The 13252-nt window shown below is 45.0% G+C and carries 16 protein-coding genes; all 16 read right to left on the bottom strand.

Going from position 1 to position 13252, the window contains the following annotated elements:
* Positions 1-425 precede the first annotated feature (425 nt).
* On the bottom strand, positions 426-884 hold the full coding sequence (locus MusilaSJ_RS25270; protein WP_274987534.1) for a PH domain-containing protein: 459 nt from the start codon (positions 882-884) through the stop codon (positions 426-428).
* Positions 868-1470, bottom strand: coding sequence for a hypothetical protein (locus MusilaSJ_RS25265; protein WP_274987533.1), 603 nt, complete (start codon positions 1468-1470; stop codon positions 868-870). The genes MusilaSJ_RS25270 and MusilaSJ_RS25265 overlap by 17 nt, the downstream gene beginning before the upstream one ends.
* Complete coding sequence (locus tag MusilaSJ_RS25260) at positions 1470-2246, bottom strand: DUF4099 domain-containing protein (protein WP_274987532.1); 777 nt, start codon at positions 2244-2246, stop codon at positions 1470-1472. Before MusilaSJ_RS25260 ends, MusilaSJ_RS25265 begins: the two co-directional genes overlap by 1 nt.
* Entirely contained in the window at positions 2247-3416 is a 1170-nt protein-coding gene (locus tag MusilaSJ_RS25255) for an ArdC family protein (RefSeq protein ID WP_274987531.1), read from the bottom strand.
* Positions 3400-3837 (bottom strand): M23 family metallopeptidase, encoded by a 438-nt coding sequence (locus MusilaSJ_RS25250; protein ID WP_274987530.1) that lies wholly within the window; start codon positions 3835-3837, stop codon positions 3400-3402. The genes MusilaSJ_RS25255 and MusilaSJ_RS25250 overlap by 17 nt, the downstream gene beginning before the upstream one ends.
* Entirely contained in the window at positions 3834-4670 is an 837-nt protein-coding gene (locus MusilaSJ_RS25245) for a hypothetical protein (RefSeq protein ID WP_274987529.1), read from the bottom strand. Before MusilaSJ_RS25245 ends, MusilaSJ_RS25250 begins: the two co-directional genes overlap by 4 nt.
* A gap of 67 nt (positions 4671-4737) precedes the next feature.
* Positions 4738-5154: a hypothetical protein gene (locus MusilaSJ_RS25240; RefSeq protein ID WP_274987528.1), complete on the bottom strand. Its 417-nt coding sequence runs from the start codon at positions 5152-5154 to the stop codon at positions 4738-4740.
* On the bottom strand, positions 5144-7150 hold the full coding sequence (locus MusilaSJ_RS25235) for a type IV secretion system DNA-binding domain-containing protein (protein WP_274987527.1): 2007 nt from the start codon (positions 7148-7150) through the stop codon (positions 5144-5146). The genes MusilaSJ_RS25240 and MusilaSJ_RS25235 overlap by 11 nt, the downstream gene beginning before the upstream one ends.
* Positions 7151-7216: 66 nt before the next feature.
* Positions 7217-7888, bottom strand: a complete 672-nt coding sequence (locus MusilaSJ_RS25230) for a hypothetical protein (protein WP_274987526.1) — start codon at positions 7886-7888, stop codon at positions 7217-7219.
* 60 nt (positions 7889-7948) lie between these two features.
* Entirely contained in the window at positions 7949-8164 is a 216-nt protein-coding gene (locus MusilaSJ_RS25225; RefSeq protein ID WP_274987525.1) for a hypothetical protein, read from the bottom strand.
* Between the two features lie 15 nt (positions 8165-8179).
* Entirely contained in the window at positions 8180-8977 is a 798-nt protein-coding gene (locus MusilaSJ_RS25220; protein WP_274987524.1) for a DUF4138 domain-containing protein, read from the bottom strand.
* Positions 8978-8995: 18 nt separating this feature from the next.
* Positions 8996-10204, bottom strand: coding sequence for a conjugative transposon protein TraM (gene traM, locus MusilaSJ_RS25215; RefSeq protein ID WP_274987523.1), 1209 nt, complete (start codon positions 10202-10204; stop codon positions 8996-8998).
* A 6-nt stretch (positions 10205-10210) separates the two neighbouring features.
* Positions 10211-10528 carry a hypothetical protein gene (locus MusilaSJ_RS25210; protein WP_274987522.1) on the bottom strand — a complete coding sequence of 106 codons (318 nt, stop codon included), beginning with the start codon at positions 10526-10528 and terminating at the stop codon, positions 10211-10213.
* 73 nt (positions 10529-10601) lie between these two features.
* Positions 10602-11216, bottom strand: a complete 615-nt coding sequence (gene traK / locus MusilaSJ_RS25205) for a conjugative transposon protein TraK (protein WP_274987521.1) — start codon at positions 11214-11216, stop codon at positions 10602-10604.
* 86 nt (positions 11217-11302) lie between these two features.
* Positions 11303-12460 carry a TraJ family protein gene (locus MusilaSJ_RS25200; protein WP_274987520.1) on the bottom strand — a complete coding sequence of 386 codons (1158 nt, stop codon included), beginning with the start codon at positions 12458-12460 and terminating at the stop codon, positions 11303-11305.
* Complete coding sequence (locus MusilaSJ_RS25195) at positions 12457-13239, bottom strand: hypothetical protein (protein ID WP_274987519.1); 783 nt, start codon at positions 13237-13239, stop codon at positions 12457-12459. The genes MusilaSJ_RS25200 and MusilaSJ_RS25195 overlap by 4 nt, the downstream gene beginning before the upstream one ends.
* Positions 13240-13252 lie beyond the last annotated feature (13 nt).

Below are 13252 nucleotides of genomic sequence, written 5' to 3'. Positions count from 1 at the left end.
CCCTTATCAGCAGAGGGGCGCGTGCAGGGAAATCGGCAACTTTTAAGGTATTGCAAATGAATGTTTAATCAATAATGACGATTAAACGAAGAATTGCGCATATACTCATTGAATCTACGTTGATATTCCCGCTCTTCATTCAACCTACGGTTAATAACTGAACATCGCCAAAAACACAAGCCCCAGGCTATAAATGCTACGGATAAACAAGCAAATGTTTCCTTTTGCCGTTCGGTGATGAATTCCTTGTGTTGCTTAGTTTCCTTCCTGATCGTTAGAGATTGTTTAGTTTGCTTCCCTCCTAGTGCTCCGAAAAAAGCAAAAGTGGAAATTAAACAGGCGAGCAAAACATTTCGAACTATAGCTTTCATAATGGTTTCTATTCATAAAATTACTAATTTCTTTAGTAGGCGCCAAGCTTTTTTTCAATTAAACTCGTAGACGTTGTTGTGACGGCGGGCTTCCCGTACTCTGCTGCGAATAATATCAACGATATCTGATTCTGGAACACCGCGGAGATATATGATCAGATTGGTGTAATCCGTGCTTATCAGCGTTAGGTTCATTAATTTGAAAAGCTGAAATAAGAAAGACTGCGTAATAATGAAGTCTTTTACTCTGAACATCTCTGCCTGATCGATTCGCTTACAGAAAATTCCGTAGGAAATCCGGATATATTCTACAGCAATCAAGTACCGGATGCTGCGGATATATAATATTCGATACCATGCGGCACCACATGCAGCGAGACTGAATAAAATAAAGTACGGAGAAAGCCACCAGGCCAAAAAAAGAAGTGTGACAGCCAATAAAATTAAAGGCGAGGCTTTCAAAAAAGCGAAAAGGCAGGCTGGCCTTAATACAATATCATCCTTGTGCCTCATATTTTAATTGGTCTAAAAATGTTAATGATTGGATTGGTTTGCGCGTGCGGATACGGTCCCGGATATGGAAAGCCTGTTTAAAACGATTCAGACTGATCTCACCGTATTTAAAAATGACGAGCTTGCCTTTATGATCTATGATCACCTTACGGCTTTGGCCGGTATGATAAATATGAATCGACATATTCCGAATACCGGCTGCCACTTTGATATCTGTCAGGTTGCCCAACTCGTCTTTACCAAACAGCAATGTAAATCTTCGCTTGGGAAAAGTTTGCCTGAGCCAGTCTACCTGGCCTTGCTTTAATTGGTTGCCGATAGCGACAAACGCCAGTTGTTGCAGGTTAGCATAACGTGCACGGTTAATTACGATAAAGGCCATGGCTTCCATCGCCGAATAGGATACAATGACCTCATTCGCTGTTGCATTCCCTGCTACCCACAGATTGGGTGTTGTAGGTATTTTGTGAAAACCTGCGCCATAATGTTCCTGCTGACCGCCATAGTCAAATAGAAGATCGTCAGAAGCACAAAAAAAGGCTTGGATTTCTGCAGGAATTCCAAGCCTTGTTAAGAGGGCATTCATCACCGATGCCTTTCCTTAGTGGCCTGGTATTGTTCAAATTCCTGCCGTTTAAATCCATGCTGATTTTCGATGTCTTTAAGTGCCTGATAATAGCCGGGGCTCAGCTTCCCGGCGGCATTTTGATCTCGTTTCTTATTAAATAGCGCGTTTAGTCCTCTGTAAACTAAATAGGAAAGTCCCCCGTCAATCAAAGCGGAGGCTACCAGTGCCAGCTTATTGGAACGGATGCCATGTCTGTCTGTGCCGGAGTAGTTGAACCTGGTCCCGTCGGCTATTTCCACTTCCTTGCCTTTGCGGTAATTTTCTTTCTGCGTGGGTGTCAGGAATTCGTTGTTAACCATGTCCGGAGCCAGGATCTTGTCAGTATCTGAAACGATAAACTCTTTTGTTTCCGGATCGTATTCCACCAGCATTTCCTTTTTTTTACCATTGTTATCGAGTGTAATTCTCAGCAGGCTGCCTATTTCACCCTTTTGCAGTTGCCTGGCTTCGGTATCGGTCAACAGACCGGGAACTTCAGCATTTTTGTATATCGGATGGATCAGCAAGTCTATCTTGCCTTTTTCATTAGTCTTCAGCGATATCTTGGCATTAATAGATTTGATCTTGACATTATCGGTTTCCAGGTCATGGAGTTCTAATAAACCAGTGCGGCGACCAGAAAGCAATGCTTTCAGATCATCGACATTTATCAGGAGCTGACCGCCTGCGGCCAGCCCGATGGTCCCCAGATCCTCGATCGGGAGATCATCTTCGTGATACTTTACCGGGTTCATTTACCTTTCCATTTGATAATTTTGTTCCTGCGCTTGACCTTGCCCCTCATTCAATTCCATTTCTGGCTCTCTTGGGTTGGCTTTGGCCTCCAGCAGGGATTTATACAGACCATAGCTGGGTTGCAGTATCTTGCGGCCACCATCGGCATCTTCTACTTTGATGCTCTTGTTTTTGCGGACTTCTAAAACTTTATAGCTCGTATCGAGGTGTGCAATTTCGTCCCCCTCTTCAAATGTTACTTCAACACTTTGTTTCTGTTCACGCTTCAGGTCACCCCCCAATAGCAGATTAGCGATCTTTTGTGCTTCCCTGGAAGCTTTGGCGATCTCAAAAGGTTCATCCTTTAAGATTTTGGCAAAGTTGTTCATATAGGCAGTGTGCTGTCCGAAGTTATGGCCTATCTTGAGTTCCCCGCCGATCAAGATGCCGGCAATGGCTGCAGGCATTTCCTCTCGTGCATAATCCAGCGAGCCGAATTTACCGTCCATAGGGCGGTTCAGACGGCTCTCATGCCCTGTCCAGTGCGCCAATTGGTGGACTACCGCCTGGTAGTATTTGGTTTCGTTCTCAAAGGTTTCCTTTTCAGGCATAAAAATCGCATCCCTGAGCTTATCATAATAGGCCTCTTGGCCGCCGTGGATAATAACTGCCTTGCTATCTTCGATCAGTTTTTCCGCGCGTTCAACAGGTGACAGGGATTGCCCTTCTTCCTGTTTGGCAAGATATTCTTTCAGGGGCATGATATCCTTCATTTGCTCCGCATTGAACAGGAACGCTTTTCCCTGCTGCGGCTTTTCAAATTCAATGGTTTTTGTTTGGGTAACTCCTTTGTCGTCTTTGATGGTTTTACCCTCAGCGGTACGGATAGCCTGGATATCGCTGGTTTTCGGAAACTCGATCAGCGTGCCTTTTTCACCTTCTTTTACCCAGTTGCCGGCATAACGGGCCGCATCTGCGCTCATCCATCGGGGGTCGTCACGCCGTTGCATTCCGAGAGTCAATGCGTTCATAGCACTGTAGCCTTTTCCTGTCGTAGGATTAATTGGCTTTACGAATGCGGGTAATCCGTTTTCCTTTATCGGTTTCTGAAACAAGGAATTACCCTCTTTAATTTCCGCTATCAGCTTATCTGAAAGCTGAATGGGAAGTGCTTTAAAATTTTTGCTCATTTTCTTGTTTAATTAGCAGTTCATATAAAAATTCAATTGGATTAATGTATTTGTATCTATAGCAGATGGCGAAATGCAGATGTTCTCCGGTTACCCGACCTGTGGCGCCGGTAATGCCGATAGGATCACCTCCTTTCACCATGTCTTGCGGGCCGACTAAAACCTGGCTCAAATGGCCATAAATGGATTCGACATCGCCATGTTTCAGGCGAATGTTGATACCGAGTCCATCGTCGTATCCCGTTGATTTAACCATACCGTCAAGCATAGCATATACAGTGTCATGCCGGGCCTTAAAATCAACACCCGCGTGCAGGGCGTATTGGCCGGTAAGCGGGTGGACACGGTAGCCGAAATCAGAGTTTATTGTAAGATGTTTGAGCGGCAGGCAGATCAAGCAAATGCTGATCAGCACTTTCATCGGCCGTGGGATTGGGCCAGATCTTGTATTTGTGCCGGGTCAATGGATTCCAATACGCTATGCCGTACGCCAGGATTATCTTTTGCAATGGCAAGTGCCGAAAACGAGGCCTGGGATGTTCCCCTCTCCTGTAGCAGCATGATCTTATACATAGCCTTAAAATCATCAAGGGGCATTGATGAACCGTTTTTCGTCAGGTCGTCTAAAATCTGCTGTTTGTCTTTGAGTTTCAGCACCTGTTCAGCGGGGTAAATGGCTTCATTTCCTTCCGGGAAACGTACATAGTTTTCATATGCAGACCTGGCATAGGTCACTACCCCGATCTGTCCCCGTTTCGTCGCGGGATCATTTTTGAGATCCGGCAAGACCAGAACTACAGTTCCATTTGAACTTTCATTTTCCATAGTATTTAATGTTTGAAATTTTGACTTACTGTTTCTTTCCTGGGAGGCTATGTTGATGACCTCATTAAGGCGAATTGTGGCCCAACGATGGAGTTCGGGATCATCCTGCACCATTTCAAAAGCATGCTTTAATTTTTCATCCGATCCGGAGGCCTGTAAGCGGGCAATGGTTTGCAGATTTTCGGGGATTGGCGGCCATAGCCCCGCTTTCTTGTTTTCTGCCAATTCAATGAGTTCCCCAACCGGCCTCAGCACAAACAAGTTCTTCGAACTAAACCAATCCATTTCGCCATTCTCAAAGCTTACCCCAATTTTATCCGCTCTAAAGTCCCTGGTTTCAATTGTACCGATCCTGCCCATATAATCAGAAGACCAGAGGACAGGGCTAACCATGACCGTTGAGCCAATTGTACTATGCCGTTTCATCATTGTTGAAATAAATTTTTGTTGAAATAATAATTCTACTGATTGTCGGTAAAGGCCTCTTTCGCCGTGCTTATCTATCCAGCCCTTTATTTTGCTGAAGGCCGATAATTTTGTCAAGAGGGCTCACACTGGCCCCCCTGATATTTTCATTCTTCTGCACCAGTTCCATTGCGGTCCGTATTTGTTTCGCCGTCCCGCGATCCACCAAAAGAGCGATTGTCTTCAGATCTTTAAAATCGTAAGGGGAGATGTCTACTGAATGATTCTGCAGATATTCATAGATATCGTCTGACTCGCGCAATATCATCAGGGCATCCGCGCTGTGGAGACGTGATTCAGTCCCTTCACCGTATTTAACATAGAAATCATCTCGTGCCAAATCAGCTTTTACAATCTCTCCTATTACCCCCTCTTTGTCAGCATGTGCTTCCCACATTTCGGGATGCAGCATGACCACTGTTCCTTTTAAATTCTGTTCATCTATCATTTTTGAGACTTATTTTAGCCTGTACCGGTAAAACAGACGGCTTGAATGCCATTACCATTTCCTGAATTTCCCGGCTGATTTGATTAAAATTCTGGCGAAGCTTTTCGTCCATTTGGCCCCCGAAATCATAAAAGGTAGGCAAAGGTTTATAACCCTTTTCTTCCCGCCTGATCTCATCTATATCTAGGTTAACCCGGCAATTGACCACTGATGTTTCAAATTTCCCGGTAAACTTTTCCTGCGCGTCGGCAGCGATCATCCCGACTAATTCCCCTGAATTGAGCGAGGCGATTTTTCCTGCGGGGATCAATACTTCCAATTTTTCATTTAGGGAAGTAGAGGTTTTATTACGGTCAATGGACAGCCCCTCACTGATCTGCTTAGACTTGCCAAAAAGTCGCTCCAGCCACTCGAGCGTTTCCTTGTTCCGAACGGAACCTGACAGCACAGTACCAACGACCGAGGTAATCGTCGCTGCAGTATCCTTCCCATATTGCTGGTTAAATTGCGGCAACTCCTGTAATCCCAAAAGGACAGCAACCCTATTACTCCTGGCAGTTGCTATTAAATTTTCCACGCGGTGGACGAATAAGGTGGGTACCTCATCCACGATCAATGCAGAGGGTAGGTTTCCCTTGGTGTTAATAAGTTTGGTGAGCCGGTTAATGATGATTGAGTAACACGCCGAATTGATATTTTGGGTATTCGGGTCATTGGCCAGTACCAGCATGCCTGGGTTTTCCCTGTCCGATATTTTCAGATCGAAGTCATTGCCGGAAAAGACCCAAAACGTTTCTTTGGTCGCCAAACGGCTGATAAAGATCTTGAGCGTACCGATCTGCCCTTCCAACTGGTTAAATGCTTTAGCATCGTAGGCAGTCATAAACGGGGATAACAATGAGCGCAATTCAGGCTCAGAGGTTAAGGCGTTGAATATTTCCTCGTATGAGCGATTAAGCAAGGCTAAAACATGCGGAAAGCTGGAGTATATCCCACCTTTGTATTTGCTCATAAAATAAATACAAGACGCCAAAAAGTTAATGGCGGATTGAGTAAAGAACTGATCACTGCCGCCGGATTTATCTCCTTTCTTTAATGCTTCCACCAGGGCTTCGGCAGTTTCAGCAGCGTCGGCCAGGGATTTGATATAATCAGCCCGCCAGGGATTGATCCGACGACTTTTCTCTATGTCATTGAGGTTAATAACATGAAAGGAAAAGTCCCTGAGTTTGCCTTGCTGCTTACCTAAAAGATAATGGTAATAAGCAATCTGCCCGAGGTCTGGGAACTTGAAATCATATAAACAGACTGCAAAGCCTTTTCCTACCAGTTGCCGGATAAAAGGATTTACGATACTATAGCTTTTGCCTGATCCTGGGGTTCCGATGATAAGCGTGCTTCGAAAAACGTTGCAGATATTAATGTATCCCTTCCGTACCTTGCCCTTATAGTAGAAAAGCATGGGGATGTTCACAGAGTACGGGGTATCCACCTTTTTCACGGGCTGCATAAAGCTCTCGGCTTCGGTGTTCCAGATATCCTTGCCTAAACCGGACGTGATCATCTTTGAGATATTGTCCATTGCCATGCTCACGAGCAGGGCGCCCAGAAAAGAGCAGATTATGTACAACAGGCCATACCAGGTCGTATAGGCGAACGCTACCGGTGAGGCTCGCCCCTGAAAAACCAAGCTCCCGAAGAACAAAAACAGACCGAGTGTAAGCGGATAAGCTATGTGCTTTTTAGGGTCTATGTCTGTTTCCTTTTTTGCCAGCGTACCGATGCTGACCAGGCTGATAATGCCCAATGTCGCCAGCTTACTATAGATCAGTTTCGAGTAAATGACCAGGTGACTGATCTTATCCAGCGGGGTAAAAAAGATGCCCCAGAAAGGGGCGTCATGATAAATAAAAATGGCAGCTTCCAGGCCAACGGATACATAGATGGCACACTGCAAAAAACCGTGAAGCTTTTGCTGTTCACGTGTTTCCTCCATACTAAAAACAGATTGAAATAAAAAGCCACCCGCAGAAGCCGGTGGCTTACAGTTAGGTGAACTGACTTAGCGACTCATCTCCTGCGCGCCGTCCGGTCCTTTTTGCGCAGCGGGGTCCCGGGTATGATGAGCACTGTTATATGTTTCTAATAAAAACGCGGTATGCCGTCCGTCAGGAACTTCTGCAAAAATGATATGTTCAGGGAGTACAGCCGGTGGGTTATAGGGATTTAATTCATGCGGAAACGGCACCTGGAGCACCTTTGTGTCGATATAAACACCGGTTTTCCCATTATGCTTAAATACGTCTTCAAATTTGATCTGGTTCCAATAGTTTTCGGTATCCCTAAACGCGTTCCGGCTTTCGTCAATAAAGAAATCTTTTCCCGCAATTTGAACAACGGGCAAGTCAAGAGGGTAGTGCACCCGCCAACCGGGGCGGAACTCATCCATCCAGGCGTTCTTACCCAACGGATCGAGAGCATCAAAGGGATAAAGCCAAAATAACTTCACCCTATCGGGCAGCATTCCAACCAGGGGACCTTCGAAAGCATTTTTAGTACGGGGATCATACCAGAGTTCGACGTGGTCGTCCAGGCACATGATGTCATACATAGTGATCTGATTACTTGAGTCCGCAACCTCAACAAGCGCCATCAGGTATCCATTTACATAAAAAGAAGTTCCTTCCAGTTCGACAACCGGAAAGGGGCCGTTATAGTCATTTGTCTTTTTCATTTTGTTGAATTATCAGCATTATATAAATACCGGCGTTTCTACACTGGATTAAATGCCATACTAAACCTCCTGTAAATAATCTGCTATGGTTCCGATCACTTCATATTTTAAGAAGCGGTCGTCCTCGTCCAAGCCCCTGATCAGGGGCGCGCATATTTCCAGGATATTGGTCAGCTCGTAGCGGAGTATCCCCTGGTCGGAGAAGCGCAGATAGGTTGCCGGAAACTCTTCTTCCAGTACAAGCTTTACGTAATCGTAGGCTACGGAATCAGTCATAAATAAAGTGTAAGGTTAGTTGGGGAGCGTATCCGCATCGAGGATGTCCTGGTAGGATATGCTTAGCGTAACAATACGGCCTGAAAGCTGCTTTTCGCTGAGTTCTGCACGAAGCACCTTATTTCCCGGAAAGGACATTTTCTTAAAGACAAATACGTTCCGGTAGTTCCTTGAAAAAGCGGGCGGACTAAACAGCACAAACTCAGGTTTGATCTCCACGGATTGGTTATTAGCTGCCTTGGTTACCTTTTTATCGTCTACCTTAAACCGGAAATCATCGATATCATATTTTAAGTTAGTTTTATTACAATAGGAAATATCCAGGAAAATATAATCATCCAGGGTGTAGACATGGTTCAATTGTCCTTGAATACCAAAGGCCTCTACCTTTTCGATACGTTTATCCAGACTTTTAATTACGAGTTTGAGCGCTAAACTCCTTAACTGGTTTTGTGAAAGCCCGATACCGGAAATGTCCAGGGGCCGCATAGCTGCTGGTGTTATTTCTATTTCTGTTGGTACGCCGGGATAGCCTGGTAATAACCGATATTGCGCAATAAATTTTTCACCGGCTATGGTGATGACCGAACCGGCAAAAAATTTAACTGAGTCCCGCAGTTTTAAACGCAACACATTTTTGAGCGGCAGGTCGCCGATCAGGTCTTTTGTGGAAATATCCACGTACCGGATAGGTTCCGGTGAAATAAAATGGATGGTCAGGTTTTCCGGCAGGTAAATTACCGGCAGTTGATCCTGCGCATAAAGCGAATGTGCGATCAGCAGCCATGCAATGAATAATAATATTTTTTTCATGTTAGTTTCTTGTAAGTGTTATTGTTGGTCACTGGTGCCTGATACACTTTCGCGCTTCTGCGCACTTTGTAGCGCATCCGGGTCGATGATATAGAGGTAAGAGTTGTATTTGAGCTTTGCCTTATTCTTGCGGATCAAGTCGGCAATAGCCGAGGAAGTGGACTGAAACATTTTACTGAGCGAGCTCATGACGAACTGGCTATTTCCGGAACCGCCATCTACCGTGACACCTTGTACCGAGTTACTGCCCAGGTCTTTGGTAAAGTCGCGAAAAGCGGACGAGGGCACATAAAGGCCGGGCAAACCATCCATATCGTAAACATCCAGTTTAACCGGAAGGATCTTACCATCATATAGAATAGATGTAATGGAAAGTGTAACCCGCTGCTCTGAAAATCCATTGATCAAAGCATACAGAAAAGTGCCTTTTTTGATCAGGTTATTACCGGCTTTGATATCTTCCAGCAGTTTGATCCGTAAGCGTGAGCCGGCATAACCGGTTACATTTTCATCAATTACGGCGCTGATAAATGCAGGTTGCTTTTCCGGCATAACCGTATTAAAGTCACCAGACACCGCATCTGCCTTTTCAACCGTCAGTTTTATTTGGGTTTCCTTTTGTTTTGCTACTTTATCGGCAGCCTCTTTTTTCTTTAATTCGTCTTTGTAGGCAGGGTCATTCTGTTTGTTGATGCTGTCCATGATGGCCATCTGTTGCCTGAAAACGTCCATGGGATCGTTTTCCTTTGGGGTACTTTCCTTTTCACGAGCCTGGTTAGCCTGGCGGCGACTCATTTCCTCCACCGCTTTAGCAACTTGGCGGTCATGCGTAATTCCGGAAGCTGGTACCTGCCCGGAATTAGAATCATTAGCAGTATTAAACCGCAACTTCATCGCCTGCTGAATGGAATCCAGCTTTTTTCTCTGCTGGTCAGAATAATCATTATTATACGTTGGGTTACTTGAATTTTCTTTGGGGATCACGTTTACCGCGGTCAGACCATCAGCTTCCTTATAGGTGTTCCTGTAGGCATCAAGTTTATCCGCCAGTTGTTTCTTACGCACATCAGCTGAAACCGCACCGACTGAACCATTCAGTCCGATAGTTTCTTTGACCGCCTGCTTAGGTTTGGAAAAACCACTCTGCCAGGCATAGAAGAACAGGCACAGAAAGGGCAATAAGATGACCGGCAGCACATACTTGGGCTGTTTAAAATCAATTTTCATAACATTTTATTGGAGAGATTGGTGAATTTTGGAAAGGCGGTCAAGGGCACTATCCAGTAAGGCGCTGTCGGCACCTGTCAAATGTTTTTTGGCAGAAATACTGTCCACTATTTTCTTGAGGCGCAGCGTTTCCCGGATATTGCCGGTCGCCTGCATGATCTGGTCAAAGCCATCCTCTACCGGGTTAACTTTTTTAACAGTAATTATTTTTGCTTTATCCGGACTATGAAAAACCGTAAATGAGAGCACGAACGACAGTACCATCAGGAAGATCATTGCCCCAAACAGGAATTTAGGATAAGACTCCGCCAGGCGTTTCCCCATGTTCCTGACAATAGTGAAATAAGGGGCAAATTCCTTAAGTATCTCGCTATACAGCGTATCCCTAGGGTCCCTGTTAGAATGTATTTTTTTCCACATCTTGAAGATCTTTATTTTCCAGGGTTTTCCAGTTCGTAATGAGTACACCATGGGGGTTATTGTCGCTTCGGGGTATATCCTTCAGGTTTCCTTCGGTGATGAGCGAACGCACCACAGTAGAGCTGCGCCGGTCAATTTTAAGTTTTCCGTAATAGCGGAAATAGCGCCGGGGCATATCTACAGCAATTGAATCCGTTTGCAAGGTTAGCACCGAGCTGGAGGAAAGGATCGAGTTGAAAAAACCGTTCTCCTTCAGATTATTGTATTGCTGCATGCCGGATTCGTCCACGAGGTACATGGCTTTTTTCATTTGATATTCCATGTAATTATCATCCGGGGTCAGGGAAAAAAACAACGAATGAAACAAGTCTACATCAGCCCGGTATTCGGCGGGCCGGTTTATTTGTATATCCGTCTGCCGCGCCAGTATAGGGATATTATTATCCAGTATATAAATGCTTTTTTGCGCATTGGATACCAGTTTAAAGGCATACAGGCTATTCATGGCGACAATGATCAGGGAGGTCAACAGGCTACCGGCCGCGATGAAAGTCGCCAGCCTTACTTTGGCTTCGATATTTTTGATAATCATAAATCTGGTTGTTAATTAAAAAAGCCGCCCATAACAATGGAGCGGTCCGATAAAAAGCAGAAGGAAACAAAGAAAAAAGGTTCGGATTAAAAAAAGCTGCCGGCGGCTTTCCTCGCCATACTGGTTACTGTACCCGCGCTGCGGGCAAAGGTGGAAGTAGCCGAGCTGATACCGGAAGTAGAGATGATCCAGGTAGAGATACTGGGAACGGTGAACATACAGATCGCGCCGATCAGGAATACGATAATTACGGTACCAAATGAAAGGATACCGTTGCCGGCAAACCAGGCCATTTTTTGAAGGTTGGTGTTCGTTCCATCCGCGCCCACCAGTTCCGTGTATTTGCTGATCTCTGATTTCAGCGCAAATTCCTGCATCAATCCACAGATATACATGATCAGGTAAGCAATACCGCTGTACAGGTTCACCGAAATGAAGCGGGCGATCCACGTGCTGAAACTATCGCGAAAAGCCGGCAGGATACTGGCGGCTACAGCAAACGGACCAAGCATAATCAGAATAGAAGAGTAAATGATCTGTATCATAAAGATGATGTAGACAGCTAAACGCAATATCCATATCCCCAACAGTTCCAATAACTGTGTAAATAAAAGCTGCATCCCCACAGTAAGCCGGTTTTTTAATTCCAGTAATGGAGAGACCACACTGCTTATCCCCTCTTTAACGGTACTGGTCACGGAATCCCAGGCCTGCCCATACCAGGTATCGCTTTCCTTTTCAGCAACTTCGGTTTGTGCCTGGTAGGTGTACAGGGAATTGGCTACGGCCAGTATGAGGCTGGAGCGATTAAGTCGCAGGTTGTTGACAATGGTTTGCTCGCTTTTAAACATTTGTTCTGTTTGGCCAGCAACGATATCTGTTGGAAACGCGATGATCCTGGTGAATGGTCCCCACCATAAGATGACCATGGCCAAACCAAAAGGTCTTAATAATGGCATGATCTCTAACTGCTTATCTCCTGCCATCATCTCATAGGATTTAATAGCGAAAAAGATGATCATAAAAATCGCGGAAAGCGCTTTGGCATCAGCAATAAACAGGGCAAAATGAGCCCATACAGATTCTTTGAGCCCTTTTAAGAACACCATAACACCTTCCTCGTAAACACCATCACCCTGTAAAAACTGTAAGGTTTTGCCATTATCGGGTGTGCTTGTCGTTTGGGCAAATAATGCTGTGATACAAAAGCACAGGAGTATTAATAAAATTATTTTCTTCTTCATTGCAGATGTTGTAAAACTTGTTTTGCAATCTGGATATCTGTCTGCGGTGTCCATTCGCTGACCGTCACCTGATTAGCTTTTAACTTTTGCTGCTGGACGGTCATATTTAAAGTGGCTTGCGCCGAGGCGGTTCGGATGGCCCATACACCTGCAAGCCGGCGGTATTCCATCAGGTAACGGTGGTAGGCCAGGATACGCGCGCCTCTATCCATTATAGTAGAATGAGCAGCCTGGATTCTTTCTTTGAGCATGTCCAGCTCATTTTTATACCAGTCATATAAACCTTCAGAAACCAGTTTAGCGCTGACCTGCGGCGAAAAACCGGTTAATATGGAGGTCACCGAATTATCCAGCACGGGTTTAAGCTCATTACTATAATACAATTGCCATAAAGGATCAGTACTTGAAATTAAACCGGACTGGTTAGCTATTTCAGATAGCGCAGTATTTCTGACAGTATCTGATTGCAGCTTGTACTTATTATCCGCATTATTCATGGCACCAACCAGCGCAAGCCGTTGGGTTTGCGGCCCCGTCGCACTCAGTGGGCGCAGATCTTTTTTGTGATAGCTGGGGTGGAACACCCCCCAGGTGAGCCAGTAATACGGATTGAGACTAAGAAATCCTGCTTTCGGCGTGAACTTGTTTTGATCCCATTGCAGATAAACCATACGTTCTTCCTGGTAACGTACACTTTGGTCACGTACGGAGGACTGACCGAAGCTCGAATGGATCAGAGCAATCAGTGTAAATAATATAAGATTTATAACTTTTTTCATGTATTAATTTATT

The sequence above is a fragment of the Mucilaginibacter sp. SJ genome (assembly GCF_028993635.1).
In the GTDB taxonomy this organism is placed as follows: Bacteria; Bacteroidota; Bacteroidia; order Sphingobacteriales; family Sphingobacteriaceae; genus Mucilaginibacter.
This window is presented reverse-complemented; position numbering and strand designations above follow the sequence as displayed.

Excerpts from the sequence above, each read along its gene's own strand:
- MusilaSJ_RS25270 (WP_274987534.1), bottom strand. The coding sequence starts at position 884 with ATGAGGCACAAGGATGATATTGTATTAAGGCCAGCCTGCCTTTTCGCT.
- MusilaSJ_RS25265 (WP_274987533.1), bottom strand. The coding sequence starts at position 1,470 with ATGAATGCCCTCTTAACAAGGCTTGGAATTCCTGCAGAAATCCAAGCC.
- MusilaSJ_RS25260 (WP_274987532.1), bottom strand. The coding sequence starts at position 2,246 with ATGAACCCGGTAAAGTATCACGAAGATGATCTCCCGATCGAGGATCTG.
- MusilaSJ_RS25255 (WP_274987531.1), bottom strand. The coding sequence starts at position 3,416 with ATGAGCAAAAATTTTAAAGCACTTCCCATTCAGCTTTCAGATAAGCTG.
- MusilaSJ_RS25250 (WP_274987530.1), bottom strand. The coding sequence starts at position 3,837 with ATGAAAGTGCTGATCAGCATTTGCTTGATCTGCCTGCCGCTCAAACAT.
- MusilaSJ_RS25245 (WP_274987529.1), bottom strand. The coding sequence starts at position 4,670 with ATGATGAAACGGCATAGTACAATTGGCTCAACGGTCATGGTTAGCCCT.
- MusilaSJ_RS25240 (WP_274987528.1), bottom strand. The coding sequence starts at position 5,154 with ATGATAGATGAACAGAATTTAAAAGGAACAGTGGTCATGCTGCATCCC.
- MusilaSJ_RS25235 (WP_274987527.1), bottom strand. The coding sequence starts at position 7,150 with ATGGAGGAAACACGTGAACAGCAAAAGCTTCACGGTTTTTTGCAGTGT.
- MusilaSJ_RS25230 (WP_274987526.1), bottom strand. The coding sequence starts at position 7,888 with ATGAAAAAGACAAATGACTATAACGGCCCCTTTCCGGTTGTCGAACTG.
- MusilaSJ_RS25225 (WP_274987525.1), bottom strand. The coding sequence starts at position 8,164 with ATGACTGATTCCGTAGCCTACGATTACGTAAAGCTTGTACTGGAAGAA.
- MusilaSJ_RS25220 (WP_274987524.1), bottom strand. The coding sequence starts at position 8,977 with ATGAAAAAAATATTATTATTCATTGCATGGCTGCTGATCGCACATTCG.
- traM (WP_274987523.1), bottom strand. The coding sequence starts at position 10,204 with ATGAAAATTGATTTTAAACAGCCCAAGTATGTGCTGCCGGTCATCTTA.
- MusilaSJ_RS25210 (WP_274987522.1), bottom strand. The coding sequence starts at position 10,528 with ATGGGGAAACGCCTGGCGGAGTCTTATCCTAAATTCCTGTTTGGGGCA.
- traK (WP_274987521.1), bottom strand. The coding sequence starts at position 11,216 with ATGATTATCAAAAATATCGAAGCCAAAGTAAGGCTGGCGACTTTCATC.
- MusilaSJ_RS25200 (WP_274987520.1), bottom strand. The coding sequence starts at position 12,460 with ATGAAGAAGAAAATAATTTTATTAATACTCCTGTGCTTTTGTATCACA.
- MusilaSJ_RS25195 (WP_274987519.1), bottom strand. The coding sequence starts at position 13,239 with ATGAAAAAAGTTATAAATCTTATATTATTTACACTGATTGCTCTGATC.